At 40.6% G+C, this 22,026-nt stretch carries 24 protein-coding genes; 3 read left to right on the top strand and 21 right to left on the bottom strand.

The genetic code is table 11. The annotated features are described in order from the left end of the window. Nucleotides 1-14 precede the first annotated feature (14 nt). The 9 genes from MHI33_RS21620 to MHI33_RS21660 form a co-directional block, all read right to left on the bottom strand. Nucleotides 15-623, bottom strand: coding sequence for an alpha/beta hydrolase (locus tag MHI33_RS21620; RefSeq protein WP_065097575.1), 609 nt, complete (start codon nucleotides 621-623; stop codon nucleotides 15-17). Further along, on the bottom strand, nucleotides 620-1,591 hold the full coding sequence (locus MHI33_RS21625; protein WP_065097574.1) for a ring-cleaving dioxygenase: 972 nt from the start codon (nucleotides 1,589-1,591) through the stop codon (nucleotides 620-622). Before MHI33_RS21625 ends, MHI33_RS21620 begins: the two co-directional genes overlap by 4 nt. Before the next feature lie 191 nt (nucleotides 1,592-1,782). Next, on the bottom strand, nucleotides 1,783-3,300 hold the full coding sequence (locus MHI33_RS21630; RefSeq protein WP_319610050.1) for an ABC transporter permease/substrate-binding protein: 1,518 nt from the start codon (nucleotides 3,298-3,300) through the stop codon (nucleotides 1,783-1,785). Then, nucleotides 3,293-4,258, bottom strand: a complete 966-nt coding sequence (locus tag MHI33_RS21635) for an ABC transporter ATP-binding protein (RefSeq protein ID WP_044139042.1) — start codon at nucleotides 4,256-4,258, stop codon at nucleotides 3,293-3,295. Before MHI33_RS21635 ends, MHI33_RS21630 begins: the two co-directional genes overlap by 8 nt. Before the next feature lie 209 nt (nucleotides 4,259-4,467). Then, on the bottom strand, nucleotides 4,468-4,707 hold the full coding sequence (rpsR, locus tag MHI33_RS21640; protein WP_008347556.1) for a 30S ribosomal protein S18: 240 nt from the start codon (nucleotides 4,705-4,707) through the stop codon (nucleotides 4,468-4,470). A 40-nt stretch (nucleotides 4,708-4,747) separates the two neighbouring features. Continuing rightward, nucleotides 4,748-5,293, bottom strand: coding sequence for a single-stranded DNA-binding protein SsbA (ssbA, locus tag MHI33_RS21645; RefSeq protein ID WP_065097572.1), 546 nt, complete (start codon nucleotides 5,291-5,293; stop codon nucleotides 4,748-4,750). Nucleotides 5,294-5,329: 36 nt separating this feature from the next. Continuing rightward, nucleotides 5,330-5,617, bottom strand: coding sequence for a 30S ribosomal protein S6 (gene rpsF, locus MHI33_RS21650; protein ID WP_044139040.1), 288 nt, complete (start codon nucleotides 5,615-5,617; stop codon nucleotides 5,330-5,332). A 108-nt stretch (nucleotides 5,618-5,725) separates the two neighbouring features. Continuing rightward, nucleotides 5,726-6,826 carry a redox-regulated ATPase YchF gene (gene ychF / locus MHI33_RS21655; protein WP_044139039.1) on the bottom strand — a complete coding sequence of 367 codons (1,101 nt, stop codon included), beginning with the start codon at nucleotides 6,824-6,826 and terminating at the stop codon, nucleotides 5,726-5,728. Nucleotides 6,827-7,042: 216 nt separating this feature from the next. Further along, nucleotides 7,043-7,249 (bottom strand): DUF951 domain-containing protein, encoded by a 207-nt coding sequence (locus tag MHI33_RS21660; protein WP_012011910.1) that lies wholly within the window; start codon nucleotides 7,247-7,249, stop codon nucleotides 7,043-7,045. A 285-nt stretch (nucleotides 7,250-7,534) separates the two neighbouring features. On the opposite strand from MHI33_RS21660, the gene MHI33_RS21665 reads away from it, so the two are divergent. Together MHI33_RS21665 and MHI33_RS21670 are read left to right on the top strand one after the other, a co-directional pair. Continuing rightward, nucleotides 7,535-8,854 (top strand): hydrolase, encoded by a 1,320-nt coding sequence (locus MHI33_RS21665; protein WP_265208623.1) that lies wholly within the window; start codon nucleotides 7,535-7,537, stop codon nucleotides 8,852-8,854. Nucleotides 8,855-8,869: 15 nt separating this feature from the next. Beyond that, complete coding sequence (locus tag MHI33_RS21670; RefSeq protein ID WP_003215287.1) at nucleotides 8,870-9,280, top strand: hypothetical protein; 411 nt, start codon at nucleotides 8,870-8,872, stop codon at nucleotides 9,278-9,280. Nucleotides 9,281-9,305: 25 nt separating this feature from the next. Here MHI33_RS21670 and MHI33_RS21675 read toward each other — a convergent pair whose 3' ends face one another. Further along, nucleotides 9,306-10,361: a YkvI family membrane protein gene (locus tag MHI33_RS21675; RefSeq protein ID WP_113767984.1), complete on the bottom strand. Its 1,056-nt coding sequence runs from the start codon at nucleotides 10,359-10,361 to the stop codon at nucleotides 9,306-9,308. Between the two features lie 72 nt (nucleotides 10,362-10,433). On the opposite strand from MHI33_RS21675, the gene yyaC reads away from it, so the two are divergent. Beyond that, complete coding sequence (yyaC, locus tag MHI33_RS21680) at nucleotides 10,434-11,060, top strand: spore protease YyaC (protein WP_003215235.1); 627 nt, start codon at nucleotides 10,434-10,436, stop codon at nucleotides 11,058-11,060. A 25-nt stretch (nucleotides 11,061-11,085) separates the two neighbouring features. Here the strand turns inward: yyaC and MHI33_RS21685 are convergent, their stop codons facing one another. The 11 genes from MHI33_RS21685 to rpmH all read right to left on the bottom strand — a co-directional run bounded on the left by MHI33_RS21685 (nucleotide 11,086) and on the right by rpmH (nucleotide 21,406). Next, a complete protein-coding gene (locus tag MHI33_RS21685) occupies nucleotides 11,086-11,940 on the bottom strand; it encodes a ParB/RepB/Spo0J family partition protein (RefSeq protein ID WP_003214953.1) in 855 nt (284 codons plus the stop codon). Beyond that, a complete protein-coding gene (soj, locus tag MHI33_RS21690) occupies nucleotides 11,933-12,694 on the bottom strand; it encodes a sporulation initiation inhibitor protein Soj (RefSeq protein WP_034620351.1) in 762 nt (253 codons plus the stop codon). Before soj ends, MHI33_RS21685 begins: the two co-directional genes overlap by 8 nt. A gap of 235 nt (nucleotides 12,695-12,929) precedes the next feature. Then, complete coding sequence (locus MHI33_RS21695) at nucleotides 12,930-13,754, bottom strand: orthopoxovirus pf05708 family protein (RefSeq protein WP_065097569.1); 825 nt, start codon at nucleotides 13,752-13,754, stop codon at nucleotides 12,930-12,932. A gap of 117 nt (nucleotides 13,755-13,871) precedes the next feature. Beyond that, nucleotides 13,872-14,747, bottom strand: coding sequence for a nucleoid occlusion protein (noc, locus tag MHI33_RS21700; RefSeq protein ID WP_003214896.1), 876 nt, complete (start codon nucleotides 14,745-14,747; stop codon nucleotides 13,872-13,874). A gap of 105 nt (nucleotides 14,748-14,852) precedes the next feature. Continuing rightward, a complete protein-coding gene (gene rsmG / locus MHI33_RS21705; RefSeq protein WP_283924086.1) occupies nucleotides 14,853-15,572 on the bottom strand; it encodes a 16S rRNA (guanine(527)-N(7))-methyltransferase RsmG in 720 nt (239 codons plus the stop codon). Between the two features lie 13 nt (nucleotides 15,573-15,585). Further along, a complete protein-coding gene (gene mnmG / locus MHI33_RS21710) occupies nucleotides 15,586-17,472 on the bottom strand; it encodes a tRNA uridine-5-carboxymethylaminomethyl(34) synthesis enzyme MnmG (RefSeq protein ID WP_065097567.1) in 1,887 nt (628 codons plus the stop codon). Nucleotides 17,473-17,489: 17 nt separating this feature from the next. Further along, the gene (gene mnmE, locus MHI33_RS21715) at nucleotides 17,490-18,869 is read right to left on the bottom strand and encodes a tRNA uridine-5-carboxymethylaminomethyl(34) synthesis GTPase MnmE (protein WP_044139031.1); all 1,380 of its coding nucleotides are present in this window, start codon (nucleotides 18,867-18,869) and stop codon (nucleotides 17,490-17,492) included. 403 nt (nucleotides 18,870-19,272) lie between these two features. Then, nucleotides 19,273-19,896 carry an RNA-binding cell elongation regulator Jag/EloR gene (jag, locus tag MHI33_RS21720; RefSeq protein WP_003215074.1) on the bottom strand — a complete coding sequence of 208 codons (624 nt, stop codon included), beginning with the start codon at nucleotides 19,894-19,896 and terminating at the stop codon, nucleotides 19,273-19,275. Beyond that, a complete protein-coding gene (gene spoIIIJ, locus MHI33_RS21725; protein WP_088002962.1) occupies nucleotides 19,893-20,675 on the bottom strand; it encodes a YidC family membrane integrase SpoIIIJ in 783 nt (260 codons plus the stop codon). Before spoIIIJ ends, jag begins: the two co-directional genes overlap by 4 nt. 158 nt (nucleotides 20,676-20,833) lie before the next feature. Then, on the bottom strand, nucleotides 20,834-21,193 hold the full coding sequence (gene rnpA, locus MHI33_RS21730) for a ribonuclease P protein component (RefSeq protein WP_106067531.1): 360 nt from the start codon (nucleotides 21,191-21,193) through the stop codon (nucleotides 20,834-20,836). A gap of 78 nt (nucleotides 21,194-21,271) precedes the next feature. Next, nucleotides 21,272-21,406 carry a 50S ribosomal protein L34 gene (rpmH, locus tag MHI33_RS21735; protein WP_081277122.1) on the bottom strand — a complete coding sequence of 45 codons (135 nt, stop codon included), beginning with the start codon at nucleotides 21,404-21,406 and terminating at the stop codon, nucleotides 21,272-21,274. Nucleotides 21,407-22,026: the final 620 nt, after the last annotated feature.

The following is a 22,026-nucleotide window of genomic DNA, read 5'->3' on the forward strand; positions in this document are numbered from 1 at the left end:
ATTCCCTACCTTCATTAAAATTGACGACGATACCATAATGCCGCAGCATCGACTTCTTCTCTCGTTAGCTGATGTCCGCGGTCTTCCCAATGTAGTGTGACCGAAGCGCCTGCGCCTTGCAGCAATTGCTCGAGCTCTTGTGATTCCTCTGGGCGGCACATTGGGTCATTTTTACCAGCTGCGATAAAGACTTGTTTCCCCGCCAATGAAGGCAATGAAACTCCGCGTCTTGGAACCATTGGATGATGCAGGAAAGCTCCTTTTAACGCATCCTCGTAATGGAATAAAAGACTTCCAGCAATGTTCGCCCCATTGGAATATCCGAGAGCGACGACATTGTGACGATCGAACCCATATTCATCTGCTGCTTCTCCGATAAATGTATAAAGTTCCTCTGTCCGCTCAATTAAATCCTGCTCATCGAAAACACCCTCTGCTAAACGTCTGAAAAAGCGCGGCATACCGTTTTCCAACACATTTCCTCTCACACTAAGAACAGAAGCGTCAGCATCTACTAAATCGGCAAGCGGCAATAAATCTTCTTCCGTCCCGCCAGTACCATGCAGTAATAACAAAACAGGTCTTTGTTCATTCTTTCCTTTTCGAAAAAGATGTTTCATCATGCATCTCCTTTCCCTTTCAATTCTCTCACTTCTATTGGCAGCACAATTTGTTCAATCTGACTGCGCTGCGCTTCATATTGCGGTGGCAATTTCAATGCTTCACCCATAGTTTCCACTGATTCATCGTGTGCAAACCCTGGAGGATCAGTCGCAATTTCAAATAATATGCCGCCAAGCTCTCTAAAATAAATGGCATTGAAGTAATTTCGATCTTGCACAGGTGTCACTTGATACCCGCTTTGCGCAATATGTCTTTGCCAATCTAACTGATCCTGATCATCTGTCGCTCTCCATGCAATATGATGCACCACTCCAACACCCATACGTCCGCGTGCAACAGGTGTCTTGTTCACATCAATGACATTGCCTATCTCACCAAACGAACGGAATCTCACATAATCCACTTCTTCTCCAACTCGTTCAAAACCCATTGTTTGTTCGAGCAGCTGCATCGTTTGCTCTGGCTGTGATGTTAACAAAACAGCTCCGCCAAATCCTTTGATTGCAACATCTGGTGTGACTCCGTTAAATGTCCACTCATTTTGTTTCCCTTCCGCACGCTCTACAAGCTCAATCAACAAGCCGTGTGGATCTTCAAATGAGAGAAAGGCTTCATCAAAGCGTTCAACCATTTCATAAGAAATATCAAACTGCTCAAGACGTTCCTCCCAGAAAGAGAAAGCGCCTGGTGGTACAACATATGTCGTCACGCCCACTTGACCTGCGCCAATTTGTCCCTTTTGAGCACCTGGCCAAGGGAAAAACGTGATAATCGTTCCCGGAGATCCTCCTTCATTTCCAAAATATAAATGGTAAGTACCTGGATCATCAAAATTCACGGTCTTCTTCACGAGACGAAGTCCTAAAACACCTGCATAAAAATCAACGTTCTCCTGAGGATGCCCTACAATTGCTGTGATATGGTGAATTCCTTCTGTTTTCTTCACTTCTAATGACCTCCTAATCATGAAGTAACAAGCCTCTATTCATTATGTCTTTACTGACGTCTTTATATTATCTCGAATTCGAGATATTAAATCAAAAAAATATATTTATCTCGAATTAAGGATATGATGTTTTTAAATAAAAGTCAACGATTTTTGTTTTTCCTTTGAAAAAAGCAGGTCTGTTTTTGCATAACAGACCTGCTCTTCCTTGATTATTGCAGTAATTTTTTCTTTTTTAAATAGGCTTTCGCTACCTGAAATGCATCCTTACCTTTTACATTCACTTCATAATTCATTTCTCTCATCTCATCGTCTGTGATTTGACCACCGAGCTTATTGAGAGAGGTCTCAATCTCAGGGTACTCCGTTAATGTCTCCTGCCTTAGCAGCGGTGCTCCTTGATATGGCGGGAAAACATGCTGATCATCATCAAGCACCTTTAATTTGTATTGCCTCAATTCACTGTCTGTCGAATACGCATCGACTAAATTGATATCTCCTTTTTGAATCGCTCGATACCGAAGCTTCGGTTCCATCGTCACCACATCATCAAAGGCAAGTTGATAGGTCTTTTGAATACCTCGATACCCATCTTGGCGATCAGAAAATTCTAAGGTGAATCCGGCTTTTATGCGATTCTTGATCTTGCCTAGATCTGAAATATTGGATACATCATATTGATCAGCCAGCGACTGAGGCACGGCTAAAGCATACGTATTATTGTAAGCCATCGGCTCAAGAAGGCGGAGCTTAAAAGATGATTCCAAACCGCGCCGCGCTTGCTCATACACTTTTTCTTTATCTGTGCTTTTCGCTGTTTGTTTGAGGAACTCAGAAATCGCAGTGCCCGTAAACTCAGGATAAATGTCAATATCACCAGACCGTAAAGCTTGAAAAACAAAAGACGTCTTGCCAAGACCAGGCTTAAGATTGACTTGAATATCCGTATCCTGTTCAATTAAAAGCTTATACATCGAGATCAGAACTTCAGGCTCCGATCCTAGCTTTCCACCGATGGTGATTTCCTTCTTTTCTTGTTGAAACAGTAATGGGCCCGCGACAATAGCTCCTGCAAACACAGCAAAAACCGTCACAGAAATCACAGTCTTTTTAAAAGAGATTTTCTCAAACGTGCGCAGCACCACATCAAATAAGAGTGCGAGTAAGGCTGCTGGTATAGCGCCAATGACAATGAGTGACATATCATTTCGGTCAATTCCCAGCAAAATTAGACTTCCTAATCCCCCAGCTCCGATCAGTGCGGCAAGAGTGGCAGTTCCCACAATGAGAACCATCCCGGTTCGGATACCTGCCATGATGACTGGCATGGCCAGAGGCAGTTCCACCTTTAATAACCGTTTACGGTGATTCATTCCCATGGCAAGCGCCGCTTCTCTCAGGGAAGGGTCGACCTCCTGAATGCCTGTATATGTATTTCTTAAAATAGGGAGTAGGGCATAAACGACAAGCGCAATAATCGCAGGAACTTGCCCAATTCCAACAAGAGGAATCAGCAAGCCAAGCAGCGCAAGCGACGGGATTGTTTGCAAGACCGCCGTCACCCCAATCACCCATTCTGCAAGCTTTGGCACTCTCGTTAAATAGATACCTAAGGGAATGGCAATCAAAATGGCTAAAAATAAAGCAATAAACGAAATTTGAATATGCTCAAGTAAGGCGTGTCCCAATTGTTCTTTTCGATCCAATAACACATTGATCCAATCATTCATGTGACTCGCCCCTCTCTCTAGGAGAATCAGCTAAAAACTGAATCACCGCTTGACGATTCACTAGTCCAATTCGCTCCCCATCCTTTTCCACAGCCAATTCCTCATGCTTTGCCAATTGGGATAAGACCTCATCCAGCGTGGCATGTGCTGTGATCGCTTCATAGCCTAAAAGAGCCTCGTGAGCCATTGGTCTAGCCATGTCCTCTAGCTCAAACGATTGATGTAACGCATGGCGAGCAGCCCCTGAGACAAACTCCCGAACAAAAGCATTCACTGGGTGTTGAACCAATTCCTCTGGACGACCAATCTGCACCACTTTCCCTTCCTTCATGATACAAATTCGATCACCAAGCCTCATCGCCTCCTGCATATCATGTGTCACGAAGACAATGGTCTTTTGAATACGGCGCTGCAAATCAAGCAGATCATCCTGCAATTTCTCCCTCGTTAGTGGATCTAACGCACTAAATGGTTCATCCATGAGGACAATCTCCGGATCAGCTGCAAGTGCACGTGCAACACCGATACGCTGCTGCTGTCCACCAGATAGCTCTGATGGCTTTCGATGTCGATACATAGCAGGGTCAAGCCCAACCATCTGCATCAATTCATCCACTCGCTTTTTAATCTCGTTCCGACTCCATTGTTTGAGCTCTGGCACCACAGCGATATTTTCTTCAATGGTCATATGAGGAAAAAGAGCAATTTGCTGCAGAACATACCCAATATCCCAGCGCAGTTCATACATATCATAATCGTTTATTTTTTGACCCTTTATGTAAATCTCACCTTCTGTTGAAGAAATGAGACGATTGATCATTTTCAATGTTGTCGTTTTCCCGCTTCCACTAGGTCCAATGAAAACAAAAAACTCACCTTTCTGAATCTCTAAATCAACCGATTGAACGGCATAGCGCTCATCAGAAAATTGCATCGATACCTTCTTAAATTCAATCATCTTCCCACGCCCTGACTGCAATTATTTTCTAGACTACCAATATGACAGATCAACCCCGTATTTGTATAGAACAAACTGTCACTTTTACTCTCTTTTACATACTTCCCCTAAGGTGCCCGCCAAAAACAGCTCTAGCCAAATCGGATGAGATTCTTCGTGAGACAAAAAAAAGCGAAGAGCTCGAGGCTCTCCGCTTTTAAGTCAACGACTTACTCACCAGTAACGTATGGAAGTAATGCCATTTGACGTGATTTTTTAATCGCTAATGTCAATTTACGTTGATACTTAGCGCTAGTTCCTGTTACACGACGAGGTAAAATTTTACCACGCTCAGAAACAAACTTTCTAAGAAGATCAACATCTTTGTAATCGATGTGCGTGATACCGTTAGAAGTAAAGAAACATACCTTACGACGTTTCGCACGACCGCCTCTGCGTCCACCTGCCATTTGTTTTCACACCTTTCCTTTAGTCAATTTTTCAAATCAATTAGAATGGCAAATCATCATCGGAGATGTCAATCGGTTTACCATCATTCGCAAATGGGTCATCATTGAAGCTATTTCCCTGATTACGATTTTGTTGGTTGCTTTGATTGCCATATGGATTTTGATTTGGTTCATTTCCAAATGGATTCTGATCGTTTTGGCTACCGCCATAATACTGGCCTCCGCTATTGCCACCGCCGCTGTATCCACCTGAACCAGCACTGCCGCTCTTAGGCTCAAGAAATTGAACACTTTCAGCTTGAACTTCTGTCACGAAGACACGCTGTCCTTGCTGATTTTCATAGTTTCTTGTCTGCAAACGACCGTCTACACCGGCAAGACTTCCTTTTTTCAAGAAATTAGCCACGTTCTCGGCTTGTCTTCTCCAAGTAACACAGTTAATGAAATCGGCTTCACGCTCTCCAGATTGATTCGTAAACGTACGATTCACAGCTAGAGTAAACGTGGCTACAGCCGCACCATTAGGCGTGTAGCGAAGCTCAGGGTCTTTTGTTAGTCTTCCGACCAATACAACACGGTTTAGCATATTGAAAGACCACCTTTAAATATATATTTCAATGATTTATACTTCTTCTTTAACAACAATGTGGCGAATGATATCGTCACTGATCTTAGCTAAGCGGTCAAATTCTTGAACTGCTGCAGCGTCAGATTGAACGTTTACGATTTGGTAGAAGCCTTCACGGAAATCGTTGATTTCGTATGAAAGACGACGTTTACCCCAATCCTTTGTTCCAGTGATCTCCGCACCGTTTGAAGTTAACACGTTATTGAAACGCTCGATAACTGCTTTTTTAGCCTCATCGTCAACTGTTGGGCGGATGATGTACATAACTTCGTACTTTCTCATCTGATTGCACCTCCTTTTGGTCTAAGCGGCCCTAAACGGGCAAGGAGCAATAAATTATATTACTCACAATTGTATATTATAACAAATTACTTGGCCTATGACAAGAACCTATACATTAAAACGGAAATGAATGACGTCTCCATCTTTCACTACATATTCTTTACCTTCTAGACGGACTTTTCCAGCCTCTTTTGCAGCAGACATGCTTCCACCAGCAAGTAAATCTTCATATGCAACCGTTTCAGCACGAATAAACCCACGTTCAAAGTCCGTATGAATGATTCCAGCACATTCCGGTGCCTTCATTCCCTTTTTAAACGTCCAAGCGCGTACTTCCTGCTCACCTGCTGTGAAATAAGTAGCTAAACCAAGAAGTGAATAAGATGCTTGAATCAGCTGATCTAGACCTGACTCTTTGATGCCAAGCTCTTCAAGGAACATTTGCTTCTCTTCTCCTTCAAGCTCTGCAATTTCAGACTCGATCTTCGCACATACGACGATGACTTCAGCATTTTCACCAGAAGCAAACTCACGGATTTGCTGCACATATTCGTTGCCGTCATGATCTGCTACTTCATCCTCACTCACATTTGCTACATAAAGAACTGGTTTAGATGTGAGTAAATGAAGCTGTTTCACAAGCTTCTGCTGCTCATCTGTAAATTCTACAGATCTTGCCGATTTCCCAGCTTCAAATGCGTTCATTAGCTTCGACAAAATATCAAATTCAGCTACCGCTTCCTTATCCTTTTGTTTTGCAAGCTTACTCACACGAGCCAAACGTTTTTCAACTGTTTCTAAATCAGCCAAAATCAACTCTAAATTAATGGTTTCGATATCTGACACAGGGTCAACCTTACCTGATACGTGTGTGATGTTATCATCTGCAAAAGCTCTCACCACGTGACAGATCGCATCTACTTGACGAATGTGAGAAAGGAATTTATTCCCTAAACCTTCACCTTTTGAAGCCCCTTTGACAATACCGGCAATATCAGTGAATTCAAAAGCAGTCGGAACTGTCTTTTTCGGCTGCACCAATTCTGTTAGTTTTTGCAAACGCTCGTCTGGAACTTCTACAATTCCGACGTTTGGATCAATGGTACAAAACGGATAGTTAGCAGACTCCGCTCCAGCCTGTGTAATTGCATTAAATAGCGTTGACTTCCCGACGTTAGGTAAGCCAACAATACCAGCTGTTAAAGCCATTCTTTCATCTCCTCTATATCAAACGTGCTCGTTATACTGCGTAATATGAACCTAGAGCAATTATAAGTAGGTTTACATGAAAAGACAAGCTAACCGTTATGCATTATCAATAGAAGAAACATTGCCAAAAAGAATAAATCAATCCTTTAAAACGGAAATTTGCATCTAATTCTTCTATACAAAAGACAAATTTCATCAAAAAAGCATGAGGCCTACTTAAGCAGTTGGCTCCTCATGCTTGACGAGAATTTTCTTCATTTTTCGTTCAAAGTCTCTTCTTGGGATCATGACGCTATGCCCGCAGCCTTCACATTTAATGCGAATATCCATGCCCAACCGAATTACTTTCCACCGATTGACACCACATGGATGGGGTTTCTTCATTTCAACGACGTCATGTAACCCAAACGCTTTGTCTGCCATCAGCTTTCACCTCTCTTGCTCACTTCATTGAATCTATTGTACAAAAAAACGGCGATGAAGAGCAATGCACAAAGCAAAGACCCTCTTTCTTCTATTCTTTTTTATAGAAAAAACCCTTCTTTTAGATCATTTTATTTGTGACCAATAGTTACTTAAACTCCGCTTTTTTTCAATATTGTCACAAACACTGTAGGTCAAAAGGTTTTTATTGGTAGAACGCTGTGGTTTTTCCATATTTTTTGATTTATGATATCTGCATAAATGTTATGTGAGGGAGCAGGTACGATGGTCAATCGAAAGGATAGATTAACTGATAAAGAATATAAAATCATATCCGATCATGCTGGAAACATAGACAATTACCAGCAGCACCATACGATAGAAATAGGTCAGCAAACGCTCACTGTCCATGATTTTCTCAAGGTCGATCATCAATTATATGGATTAACGATGCAGCCGGAACAATCAGACGAGTTCATCGTCGCTTTTCACTGTCCGATGCCAAAGCAAATGCCGGTGACCTCGCCACAAGATGTACACACTGCGGCACAGTCATTGCTCAAAACGGATTATGCCTATCCCATTGAAAGGAAGTCCCTTGATAGCAATCAAGATCATGTCTTTTTTAAAGGGAAGGAATACATAGAGCAAGTCAGCCAGAAGCATCCCAATGCAGGTATCTATCTCACTGGACAAGCCCTTGCCGGTGCTGTTTGTGCTTATGTTGCGACAGAACAGCCAGCTGTCAAAAAAGCCGTCACCTTTGATAGCCCAAATATATGGAGCAGTCTGGCGCCTTCGATTCAGCAGAAAACGCAGCAAGGTCAATATACACGGATCTTGACTGAATATATTCAACCTAGTCATTATGTAGGTTTACTCAATCGCCATGATCATGGAGTTGGTCAAGTTAAGTACACCGTGCCGCCACAGCAGCAAGGCGCCGTCCAAGAATCCGTTAAATATAAACAAAGAGAAATTGACACCTTTTTAAAATCAGCTTTTGCGTCTATGAATATAGAATGGAACGAATCCTTTGATACAAATGCTTTTTTAGCTCTTATTTCTGGAAGTTTAAAAGGAAATGGGTATTCATTCCACAAAGATGGATCTGCCCGTATTTTAGATGAACAGCTTGATCATAATACAAGTTTTACAGCCATGCTGTTGCAAGAAATCCATTCTGGACGTGCATATGCACAAAGCGGTCTAGAAATTATCATAAAATCCCATTTACTGAAAAATTCATCCTACGATCTCCAAAGTGTGATTGAACATGAAGTACACACTATATTTGATAAAATCGATGGGATCGATGAAAGTGTAAAAGACGCCGTCCAGCATGTAAAACAAGAGCTCAAAGGACTCGTCGGCTTTGGCCACTATGATTTATTAAGTCCAAGTGATGTGGAAGCACTGGTAGAAGAAGTGAGGATGGAACAACATCATTCCTCCTTTTATTCACATGAAAAACAACTGAATGCCCTGTACACCTTGAGAGATTACGAACAAGAACTTTCTTCCCTTTCAAGACATATGTACACAATGGGTGATGATTACGCCAAGGCAGATAGACGCCTTGCGATGCAAATGGGTATTCATTAAGAAAGGAGTCACCGCATGATCAATCAAAATAAACCTCCTAGTGACGCCCAGCGTTTCTTGCAAAATGTGAGTACCCGCCGATCCATGTCTGTATTTGAAAATCAATCGGCACCACAAACGCAAACGCAGTCCCCAGAAGAAATAGCCGCAATTCAGGCCCTACGAAGAGAAGGACAGCGAAAGGATCTAAAACGGCTGCTCAAAATGCGACTGCATGACGAATTAGCAAACACTCGCGTACACCTGGAGTATCAATTGTCTAAAACCGAAGACATGATCAACCAGACGACCATTGTCAAACAACACATCTCCCAGCATTTAAAAGGACAAGCCATTTCAGAATTAGAGGAACGCCTTCAGCGTCTCAAGCAAATGCCAGTCTATGATGATATCAAAGACGCCATTGATTCTATTCGTATAAAATAAGCACAGCTCTGACAAAGAGAGGTGCTTATTTTATTTTATCAATATAATTTTCAGGGCGAGAAAATATCTTTTTACTTAAAATCGGATATAGCATTAAACAGACAAGCAAATAAAGATTCAGCAAGCTGTATATCGGATACAAGAAAGCAATCAAATCTGCAAACCCAAGAGATGTTAAAGGCGCCATCAACAGAAGCATCACGAGCACAACCAGCCAGCGAGGCAATGGTACAAAAGAAAGCATCCGGCTGGATAAACCAAATAAACCTGCCGCTGTCGTCGTATAAATAGCTAGACAAAGGACAACGGTCATAAACACAAACAATGATGTTGGTGCTCCTTCTAATACTGTAAACAAAGGAATCCCTTCTGCTGATAGGCTCCCAGAAATATCAACCAATATTTCGTTATACACGTACGAGATGATCCCAAAAATCAGACCGCTTAATATACTCGCCACTTTGGCCTCGCCAAGGCCCTTCATTTCTTTTCCAACCGAAGACAGCACTGCGACTACAGATAATATATTCAAAGAAGCAAAGACAATGCTGGCAGGCCAATTGTACTGCTGCCCAAAATCAATCCGCCACATATGATCATGGTTCATATAATAAAAAACAAACGCATAGATGAGCCCCGCCACCAAAATTGGTATAATGAAAGCATTCACAGATAAGAGCCCTTTCACATCCCAGAAAAAAATCATAAATGAAAATAGACAAAATGCACCGATGCCCACCCAAAATGGCACATGATACATCTCGAGTGTCACCCCGCCACCGGCAATCATGACTGTCGTTGTCGTGAATAAATAAAGGACAATTAAAACATCATACACTTTAGCCAGCCACGGGCCGACAAGCCGCTCTAGCACTGGCACAAAGTGATCGGCACGTACCTCATAACTGATTTTTAACACCACATAGGTAGACAGCATAAACATCAATGTAAACAGTAGAATGGCTAGTCCACTATCAATGCCAAAAAACTGCCAAATTTCTTGGCCGGAAGCATACCCCGCTCCTATTAAGCTTCCTAAAATTAAAAGCGTCCACCTTGAACCAGCCTTCCACACAATCATCACCTCATAGGTATAGAATTAAGCTTGTTTCCGTATACTGTTACTAACTACTATGACAAGGAAGTGAGACCTATGAATAGCAAGAACGGTCTTTTTTTTAGAAATAGGGTGAAAGAATACGTGTCCCATACGGATACAAACGCCATTCAACAGCTTAAAAGTATTTTATTCTCGCATCTTCAGAAAGCAGGAAAAAGACCCGTTGCCATCGTTTGTATTGGAACAGACCGCTCAACTGGCGACTCTCTAGGTCCACTTGTTGGTACAAAGCTTTCAGGCCTTGATTTGAAAAAGCTTCATGTATATGGCACGCTCTCTGACCCAGTTCATGCGGTCAATTTAAAAGAAAAGCTCGCTGAAATTGAACAAGCTCATAAACATCCGTTTATTGTAGCGATTGATGCCTGCTTAGGAAGAGTGAAAAGTGTAGGCTCCTTCCAAATTGGAGATGGACCGTTAAAGCCTGGAGCGGGTGTACAAAAAGAGCTGCCAGAGGTAGGAGATATTCATATTAATGGGATCGTCAATGTGAGCGGCTTTATGGAATACTTCGTTCTCCAAAACACACGCCTTCATCTTGTCATGTCTATGGCCAATACACTTTCTGAAAGTCTATCTCATATTGATCAAATGGATTGGACAAGAGAAAAAAGCCGTTCTCTCTTCGCTCCTATTCAAAATATCACTGGGAGAATATAAAAAAGACCATCTCGTATCAAGATGGTCACTCTGATGATTCTCTCGTAGAAAGCAATTCGAGGATTCTTTCTAAATCTTCGTTCGAGAGAAATTCAATCTCTATTTTTCCTTTTTTCTTCTGTTTCTTGATCGACACTGAAGTGCCAAAGTAGTTTTGCAAGAAAGACTCTCTTTCTTTCAACACTCGATCCTTTGGTGCTTCTTTTTTCTTTGTTTCACGTGGAACATTTTCGTTTAATTGCTGAACAAGTTTCTCAACCTGACGTACGTTTAACCCCTCGTCCACAATTTTCTTTACCAATGGCGCCAGCTTATTTTTGTTTTTCAAGCTAAGCAAGGTTCTTCCATGACCCATCGATAACTTTCCATCTGCAATCAGCTTTTGTACTTCATCCGGTAAAGTCAAAAGACGGAGATGGTTCGCAATATGCGGTCTGCTCTTCCCTAATCGCTTCGCTAATTCCTCTTGCGTCACACTTAGGTGATCTAGTAAGGAAGCATAGGCTTCCGCTTCTTCTAATGGAGATAAATCCTCGCGTTGCAGATTTTCTAAAAGGGCAATCTCTCTCATGAGCGTTTCTGAAAATTCTCTGACGATCGCAGGAATCGTTGTCAGACCAGCTTGTTGTGCTGCACGGAAACGACGTTCTCCTGCTACAATGTCATATCCTTTAATCGATTTACGGACAATGATCGGCTGTAAAACACCGTGCTGCTGAATGGATTCTTTGAGATCAGACAATGCATCTTCATCAAACGTTTTCCTTGGCTGATACGGGTTTGGACGCAAATCCTTTATTTTGATTTCTTCAACCGTTTCTTCATTTGAGTCTACAGTGTTAAATAGTGCATTAATACCCTTTCCAAGACCTTTAGCCATTCGCATCCACTTCCTTTGCTAAGTCTAAATAGACATCTGCACCTCTTGAACGTGGATCATACAAGATAATCGGTTTCCCATGACTAGGCGCTTCACTCAGTCTTACATTTCGCGGAATAACGGTCTGATAGACTTTATCTCTAAAGTATTTCTTCACTTCTTCGATGACTTGAATCCCAAGATTTGTTCGTGCATCAAGCATTGTCAGCAAGACACCTTCAATGGCGAGATCCGTATTTAAATGTTTTTGCACGAGACGAACGGTGTTTAACAATTGGCTCAATCCTTCAAGCGCATAATATTCGCACTGTACCGGGATTAAAACGGAATCGGATGCTGTTAACGCATTAATTGTCAGTAATCCGAGTGATGGCGGGCAGTCAATAATCATATAATCATAATTTTGCTTAACAGATTCAAGTGCTCTCTTCAATCTCACTTCACGTGAAATCGTAGGCACAAGCTCTATTTCAGCCCCTGCAAGCTGTATCGTCGCAGGAATGACATCAAGATTTTCGACCTCTGTCGTCTTAATCACATCAAGAACATCTGCATCATCAACTAAAATATCGTACACGCACTTCTCTACGTCGGCCTTCTCAATCCCAATACCACTCGTGGCATTGCCCTGCGGATCAATATCAACTAACAACACTCGTTTACCTATGTATGCTAAACACGCACTCAAATTAACAGAAGTTGTCGTCTTCCCGACGCCGCCCTTCTGGTTGGTAATCGCTATGATTTTTCCCACGATGTCACCCACTTTCAACTTAACAAGTTTCTCATTCATTCATACTTCCTATTCTATCAAAAAAAGTATGAAACGTTTGCTTTTTTTGTTTCTCCATTATATATTCGTCAGCAAATGTCTATTTTCGTACATGAAAAGACGAACTTAAACGTAGTAAAAAATATATCAATATATCTTTTTGAAGAAAAAGATATCATAAAAAACCCTCACTTCCATCAAAAGTGAGGGGCACTTGTCAAAAATGTAATCCACCAATTGTACGGCCTTCGTTCACAATAATCTTAGGGGTCACTGTTTTATAGCTTCTCTTTTTTAAGAATCCATAGGGGGTCTTAATGGTAAATGTCGCATGTCCTACAGCATCGCCTGTTTTGGCATAGGCCTGCCACACAATCTTTGAACAATAAGTTGGGTCCAGTGATTGAATAGACATCGTGATGGAGTATCGAGCCTTTGGATGAGCTTTCACATAATCGCGCGCCCATTCCCCTGCCAGGTCTGCTGTTTCCTCTTGATTAATACGAATGACCTTTGTATTGGCATTATAGCGAAACCAGTTAAGAATGGAATCAAGCTGAGGATGCTGTCGAAACCCTGGAATAGAAGCAAAGCTCTTCTCATTAATGACGATACCTGCATGTCCAACGATTCCCTTCAAAGCATCAGTGTTTGTCACCAATATATCCCCTTTTTTAGGCGAAATATCGGTACCAGGATACGGCTTTCCTAAAAGGCGTTTGATGGTGTGCGGCTTATCATCCGTCACAAACTCATCCTGCTTGTTTTGTTGTAAGCCATAATCCTTCAAATGATCGCCAGCTGAAATCAGGTCAATTGTGTCGTCCTGAGACTCATGCTCATGATTTAATTGATCTAAAGTGATCTCCTTCGAAACAACACCTTGTTTCTTCAGGACGTTCAGTTCTTTTTTGGTCAGCGGACTTTCTTCTGCAGGAACCGTTGGCGAATTCACAGCAAATGTGGTTGTTTCATTTGTAGAAAGAGAAAAAGAAAATAGTAAATAACAAATAATAACAAAATTCGTCTTTTTCATTTTCATCGAGTCATGTCACCTCCTTTCCTCTATAAAAATAATATTTTACCAATTTGTGAATAATAAGTAAATATAAAGTAGAACCAATAAAAAAGCTGACGAGTGGCTCTCATCAGCTTTTCTCTATTTAGGAATTCGAATCGTTAATTGGATATATTCCTCAAATTCTTCTTCCTCGGTATTTATTTTAAGCCCGCTGTCTTCTACCATATGGAGAGACTGGCGAATGGTATTCATCGCAATTCGTGTATCACGACTAAACGCCTTACGTTTTGGCTTCGGTTTGCGATCTGTTTTTTGTTCAAGCATTTTCACTACACGCTCTTCAGTCTGTTTTACATTCAGTTGCTTTTCGATGATTTCCTGCAATAGCGCGATTTGTAATTCTGGAAGCTTTAGGGGTACAAGTGAACGTGCATGCCTTTCAGAGATTTTTTTCTCTAGGATGGCCTGTTGTACCTCTTCAGGCAACTTTAAAAGTCTTAATTTGTTTGCAACAGTTGATTGTCCCTTACCTAAACGCTGAGCAAGCGCTTCCTGTGTTAAATCATGAAGCTCTAAAAGACGTGCATAGGCATGAGCCTCTTCAATAGCAGACAGCTCTTCTCTTTGCAAATTTTCAATCAATGCCACAGATGCCGTTTCCGTATCAGTAAAATCTTTTATAATAGCGGGGATTTTCTCCCAGTGAAGAGTCTGTACCGCTCTCCAACGTCTTTCGCCGGCGATCAGTTCATATTTTCCTTCTTCTTCTGTCGGTCTGACAACAATAGGTTGGATAATGCCATGGGTATGAATCGTCGTGGCCAGCTCATGTATCTTTTCTTCTGAAAAAATGGTGCGTGGCTGAAAACGGTTTGGCATAATTGTGTCGACCGGGAGCTCCTGTATCTCTTCCTTTAATGTATCATGCTCAGCAATCTCTGCCTCTATTTCGGTTTCACGCTCTGGATGTTCTTTGTCACCAAGCCCGAAGAAGCGTGAGAGTGAATGCTTCATGAACCTACACCACCTTTAAAAACTACCTTTTTATAATTCTATTTTCTCATGTTTTTTCCTTCTGTAAAATCTTAAATATTGAAGAAAAACCGACCTTTTACATGATCAACCTTCTATTGGTGATTTATTAGGTGTTCCTGGTTTTCTAGGATATTTTTTTGGTGTTTGCTTTTTCTTTTCAATGACAATGATGTTCCGTTCGCTTTCTTCTAAAGGGAGAACAAAGGAATGCTTTTCAACAACCTCTCCTCCGAGGACAGTAACGGCTTTCTTCCCTGCTTGCATTTCTTCATCAGCAGCAGATGCTTTTAATGCCACAAACAACCCTTCCTTTTTTACAAGGGGCAGACATAGTTCGCTCAATACAGATAAACGCGCAACTGCTCTAGCAGTGACAAGATCATAGCTTTCACGCTTTTCCTTACGTTGTCCAAACGTCTCCGCACGATCATGATAAAAAGTAGTATCTTGTAAGTTTAACCCTTTTGCTAACTCATTGAGAAACGTAATTCGTTTCTGAAGAGAATCAACAATGGTCACATGTAGATGAGGGAAGCAAATTTTAAGAGGAATGCTTGGGAAACCAGCACCAGCTCCTATATCGCAAATCGTCGTCAATTTGTGAAAATCAATGAAAAATGATGCTGAAATTGAATCATAAAAATGCTTTAAATACACTTCTTCCTTTTCAGTAATGGACGTCAAATTCATTTTCTCGTTCCATTCTACAAGCATGCGGAAGTAAGTTTCAAATTGTTCAAGCTGCACAGGAGAAAGAGTCATCCCTTTCTCCTCTAGTGCTGCTGTAAATTGTTCAATGTTCATGCCGACATCCTTTCTATTCTGCTATCTTCGCAATACGTCCCTGCTCTAAATATACTAAAAGGATAGAAATATCAGCAGGGTTAACGCCTGAAATACGAGAAGCCTGTGCAACAGAAAGCGGTCGGACTTCTTTCAGCTTTTGTTTCGCTTCAGTTGCAATTCCTTTGATGGCATCATAATCAATACGATCAGGAATCTTTTTGTTCTCCATCTTTTTCAGCTTTTCAACTTGTTGGAGTGACTTTTCGATATAACCTTCGTATTTAATTTGAATCTCTACCTGCTCACACACATCAGAAGGAAGCGGTGTTTCAGCAGGAGCTAACGTCACAACAGATTCATAGTTCATTTCTGGACGCTTCATCAAATCACTTGCACGAATACCGTCCTTCAGCTCACTTCCACCAAGTGAACGAATAAATTCTTGTGTCTCTGCTGTGGGTTTAATGATGACAGAATATAAACGTTTTTTCTCTGCTTCAATGGCTTCTTTTTTCTGCTGGTATGCCTGGAATCTTTCTTGAGAAATTAATCCAATATGATAGCCAAGTTCAGTTAATCTTAAATCCGCATTGTCATGACGAAGAAGCAAACGATACTCTGCACGGGATGTTAAAAGACGGTAAGGTTCATTTGTTCCCTTTGTGACAAGATCATCAATGAGAACACCGATATATGCATCAGATCGGCTTAAAATGACTTCTTCTTTACCCAATGCTTTTCTTCCTGCATTAATACCTGCCATAATTCCTTGACCTGCTGCTTCCTCATAGCCAGACGTACCATTAATTTGGCCAGCTGTATATAATCCAGAAATTTTCTTCGTCTCGAGTGTAGGCCACAACTGAGTAGGCACAATTGCATCATACTCAATGGCATAACCCGCTCTCATCATTTGTACATTTTCGAGCCCTGGGATGGTGGAAAGCATGCGCTGCTGTACATCCTCTGGAAGACTTGTAGATAATCCTTGAACATACACTTCCTGCGTATTACGACCTTCTGGCTCTAAGAAAATTTGATGTCTTGGTTTGTCATTGAAACGAACCACTTTATCTTCAATGGAAGGGCAGTATCTAGGACCAGTTCCTTTAATCATACCTGAATACATTGGAGAACGGTGAAGATTCTCATCAATAATTTGATGTGTTTCTAAACTCGTATAAGTTAACCAGCATGGCAGTTGATCTGTGATATATTCAACCGTTTCATAGGAGAACGCCCGCGGAACATCATCACCTGGTTGAATTTCTGTTTTACTATAGTCAATCGAGTGACTATTCACTCGAGGAGGTGTTCCTGTTTTAAAGCGAACCAAATCGAATCCTAACTCTGCTAGGTGATCCGATAATTTGATGGATGGTTGCTGGTTATTAGGACCACTTGAATACGATAAATCCCCTAAAATAATACGACCTTTTAAGAAAGTCCCAGTCGTTAATACAACAGACTTCGCACGATAGTTTGCCCCTGTTTGTGTAACGACACCTTTACATTCATCATCTTCTACAATTAAATGATCCACCATACCTTGAAGCATTGTCAGGTTCGGTTCATTTTCCATTGTTTTTTTCATTTCATGCTGATATTGGAACTTGTCTGCTTGCGCTCTTAAAGCACGAACAGCAGGTCCTTTCCCCGTATTCAGCATGCGCATTTGAATATGCGTCTTATCTATATTTCGTGCCATTTCTCCGCCCAGTGCATCAATTTCTCTAACGACAATCCCTTTTGCAGGACCACCTACGGACGGATTACATGGCATAAAAGCAACCATATCGAGGTTGATAGTCAATACAAGTGTTTTAGCGCCCTGTCTTGCAGAAGCAAGAGCAGCCTCAACCCCAGCATGACCGGCACCCACGACGATGACGTCATAATTGCCAGCTTCATAACCCATTTCTTATGTTCCTCCCTTTACTTTCCTAAACAGAATTGAGAGAATAACTGATCAATCAAGCTTTCATGAACAGCATCTCCTATAATTTCACCGAGCTGTTCCCAGCAGCGTGTTAAATCTATTTGAACAATGTCGATTGGTACGTCCATTTCAATTCCTTCAAGAGCATCTTCAATTGATTGTTTTGCTGCCTGAAGAAGAGCAATATGCCTTGTATTACTTACATACGTTAAATCTCCACTTTCAATTGATCCAGTGAAGAACAGTGATTGAATCGCCATTTCAAGCTCATCAATGCCCTTTTCTTGTAATAATGATGTAGTGACCACCGGACGATCCTTTGCTAACTGCTTGACCTTTTCTACATCAAGCTTAGGCTCAAGATCTGTCTTATTCACAATCACGATGATATCCATACCTGAGACAGCCTCAAAAAGCTTAATATCTTCTTCTGATAATTCTTCGCTATAATTGAGCACAAGTAAAATCAGGTCAGCTTCTTTTAAGACCTGTCTAGATCGTTCAACCCCTATACGCTCAACAATGTCCTCTGTCTCACGTATACCCGCAGTATCGACTAGACGGAGAGGTACGCCTCTTACATTCACATATTCCTCAATAACGTCTCTCGTAGTTCCAGGAATATCTGTGACAATGGCCTTTGTTTCCTGTACAAGACTATTCAGCAAGGAAGACTTACCAACATTCGGCCTTCCTATAATTACAGTGGATAAGCCCTCTCGAAGGATTTTCCCCTGCTGGGAAGTCGAGAGCAACGATTCAATTTCTTTTTTGACGGATGTCGCTTTTTCCACTAAGACGCGATGTGTCATTTCTTCAACATCGTCATACTCAGGGTAGTCAATATTGACTTCAATATGCGCCAGTGTTTCTAGGATCTCGCCGCGCAGTCGCTGAACCAAACCGGAGAGACGTCCCTCCATTTGAGTGATTGCTACATTCATCGCTCGATCCGTCTTTGCCCGAATCAAGTCCATGACAGCCTCCGCTTGCGATAGATCTATTCTTCCATTTAAGAAAGCACGCTTTGTGAACTCACCTGGCTCCGCTAATCTTGCTCCTTCTCTTAAAGCAAGCTGCAATACTTTATTGACCGTTACAATTCCGCCATGGCAGTTAATCTCAATAACGTCTTCTCTCGTAAATGTTTTTGGCGCTCGAAGTACTGACACCATGACCTCTTCTATTACTTGATCAGTCCTTGCATCCACGATATGACCATAATGAATGGTATGAGAATCCACTGATACAAGTTTTTTCTCCTTAGGCCCTTTATACATCCTATCAGCGATCTGCACCGCTTCAGGCCCACTTAAACGAATAATCGCAATTGCTCCTTCACCCATCGGTGTCGAAATAGCTGCAATTGTATCCATCGCTCAATCACCTCTTTCTCTACTTTAATAGACAGTCTTTTATCTATTAAATGGACGTTGTCCATCTCTATATCAAAAACGCTTAATCCAAAATTTAAAGATACCATAAATGAAAGCGAAGTGAAAGTATCCTCTATACAATTATCCACAGCTTTGCATCCTATCTATTTTAACACTTAACTTATCCACATGTGAATAACGACGTTCTAAACTTATCTTCACATCTTACACCGAAACCCGATAAATTTAAACGCCCCGATGCCTTTGTTTACTTGTAAAAATGGCATTTTCCACTCAACTTACACTCTAACTTTTTAGAAATAAAGGATGAATCTTCTATAGAAACACAATTTTTCAATAAAAAAAGACTAAAATCCAGCTTTGCTGAATTCTAGCCTTTCTGTTATTTTTTATACAGCACCACAACATGACGCTTGCTGCCTGTATCTTCCGATGCCGTTGCTAGTTCTTTAGAAAAAGCAGCGATCGTATCATGAATTACTTTTCGTTCGTTCGAAGGCATTGGTTCTAAATGAACCTTTCTCTTCGTTTTTAAAACTTTGTTTGCTGTCTTGACGGCATATTGTTCAAGTGCTTCTTGTCGCTTCTTCCTATAATCTCCAATATCAATGGTAATATGATGATACTGATCAGAATAGCGATTAAACACTAACTGTACCAAGGTTTCTAAAGAGTACAAAGTTTGACCTCTTTTTCCAATCATTAATGATGTTTTATCTCCATCAATGTGAAAAGAAATCTTTTTCGGCTCCTGTTTGGAAACAATCTTCGCTTTAGGATCAATGGATTTAACAATATTATCTAAATACTGTGTAGCTAATTTAAGAGCATTTCTCTTTTCTATCAGCTTGACTACAGCTTGTCTTTTACCAAATAATCCTAAGAACCCTTTATTTCCTTCATCAACTATTGTGATATCTACTTCTTCTTTCAGAAGCTGCATTTGTTTAAGTCCGGAATCTACTGCTTCTTCGATTGTGCGACCGACAGCAGTTATTTCCTTCATTTTTTATTCCCGCCAGCTTTTTCTTTTGTATCTAATTTTACTTGAGGAGTTTTAATCACTAATGTTTGGATGATCATGAAAATGTTACCTACAACCCAGTACAATGAAAGTGCTGCTGGGAAACTAATAGCAAATACAATGATCATAATCGGCATAACCCATAGCATGATCGCCATTTGAGGGTTGTCCGACGGATTTCCAGCCATCATCAGCTTTTGCTGAATGAAAGTAGCTACCCCCGCAATGATCGGTAATAGGAACAATGGATCTGGACTGCCTAAGTCAAACCATAAGAATGTATGCTTTTTAATTTCTGCTGTTCTCATAATTGCATGATAAAAACCAATTAGGATTGGCATCTGAATTAAAATCGGGAAACAGCCAGCCAATGGGTTGACGCCATTTTTTTGGAAAAGGGCCATTGTTTCCTGCTGAAGCTGCTGCTGAGTTTTTTGATCTTTAGAGCTATATTTTTCACGAAGCTTTTTAATTTCAGGCTGCAATGCTTGCATTGCTTTTGTACTTCTTAACTGCTTAATCATTAATGGTAAAATGAGCAAGCGGATTAACAGTGTCACAATAATGATCGCAACCCCGTAGTTTTCACCAGTCAAATTTGCCATGTACGTGATTAATTGAGATAGCGGGTAAACAATATAAGAGTTCCAAAATCCCTTACTATCTGATGTGATTGGTTCATTAATTTGTGTACATCCTGCCAATAGAACCAATGCGCCAATCAAGCTAAATATTAGTAATAATCGCCTTTTCAACAAGATTCCTCCCATTACTTCAAACTTTATTTAAGTTGGAATTGATTACGAAAGTGACTCACCTAATCAGTATGGTAACATTTTTTCATTACAAAGTGGTGGTTTCATTTTAGTTCACTAGATGAAGGAAGCGCTTTTAAAAATTGATTCAACGAAAGTTTCTATTACGAAGACTTTTTCGATTGTTGTTGATAAACAGCGGATTTTCTAAATAAATGTTGGAGAGACTTTTTTGTTTCTTCAAAGGTCAATTCACTTGCTGGTTTTCTTGCAATGACAATGTAGTCTTTTTCTTGTTTTAACTTATGACCTTCCTCTAAAAACACCTGGCGGATCAGTCGTTTAATTCGATTTCTCATCACTGCATTACCAATCTTCTTACTGACAGACAATCCTAAACGCAGTTCATCTTGATTTGGTTGATCCAGCTGGTAAATAACGAATTGGCGGTTCGCCATTGATTGACCTTTTTTGAACACTTTTTGAAACTCTTCATTTTTTTTTAGCCTGTTTCGCTTCTTCATGTTTTCTTCCACTCCGATAAAAACTGACAGTTCAATTACGATTTTATGTAAAAAAGACCACTGACATTATTCAGTGGCCTAAGCTGATAATTTTTTTCTACCTTTGCTGCGGCGTCGCTTTATAACTAGACGTCCGTTTTTAGAACTCATACGGCTGCGGAAGCCATGAACTTTACTACGCTTACGGTTATTTGGTTGAAACGTTCTTTTCATTTATGACACCTCCCTGAGGAATAGCTGTTTAAGACAGTCTAACTCATTATATTTGTGTAACACATCGATTGTCAATATCAATGATAAAACTCTTATTATCAACCTTATAAGCATAACATAATTTATCAAACGAAGAAACCTTCTTTTTCAGTTTCCAAGATTTTATTCTTTTTTTCCTCCTAAAAGGACTCCAAAACAAGGGTGTGGATATTTTTCCGGCATATTTAGACTATCCACATCCATTATCGACATTTTTTTCACACAAATAACCGATGTGGATAATTATTTTTCAACAGGATGTAAAATGTGTGGATAAGTTTGTGACACCCATTGCACCATCTCGTTTATTTTGATATTATATTTGTGTTTTAACTCTTAATTACTTATCTGACCTATTTGCGTTATCCACAATCTGTGGATAAGCTGTGGAAAGATATTACACAGGTTGTTGAATTGTTTATCCACAGACTGTGTAATTTGTCGAAAAGACGTTTTTCTACTATATTATTTGTTTTCAACAATGTATGTGCACGAATGGTGATGACCATTTGCTCTTTTTCGTGTTCTATAACAGTTTGATACTGGTCATTTTAAAAAGAAAAGGAGGGGGGAGAAGCCTT

Origin of the sequence: Bacillus sp. FSL K6-2971, from assembly GCF_038006405.1 — a bacterium.
GTDB lineage: Bacteria > Bacillota > Bacilli > Bacillales > Bacillaceae > Bacillus > Bacillus pumilus.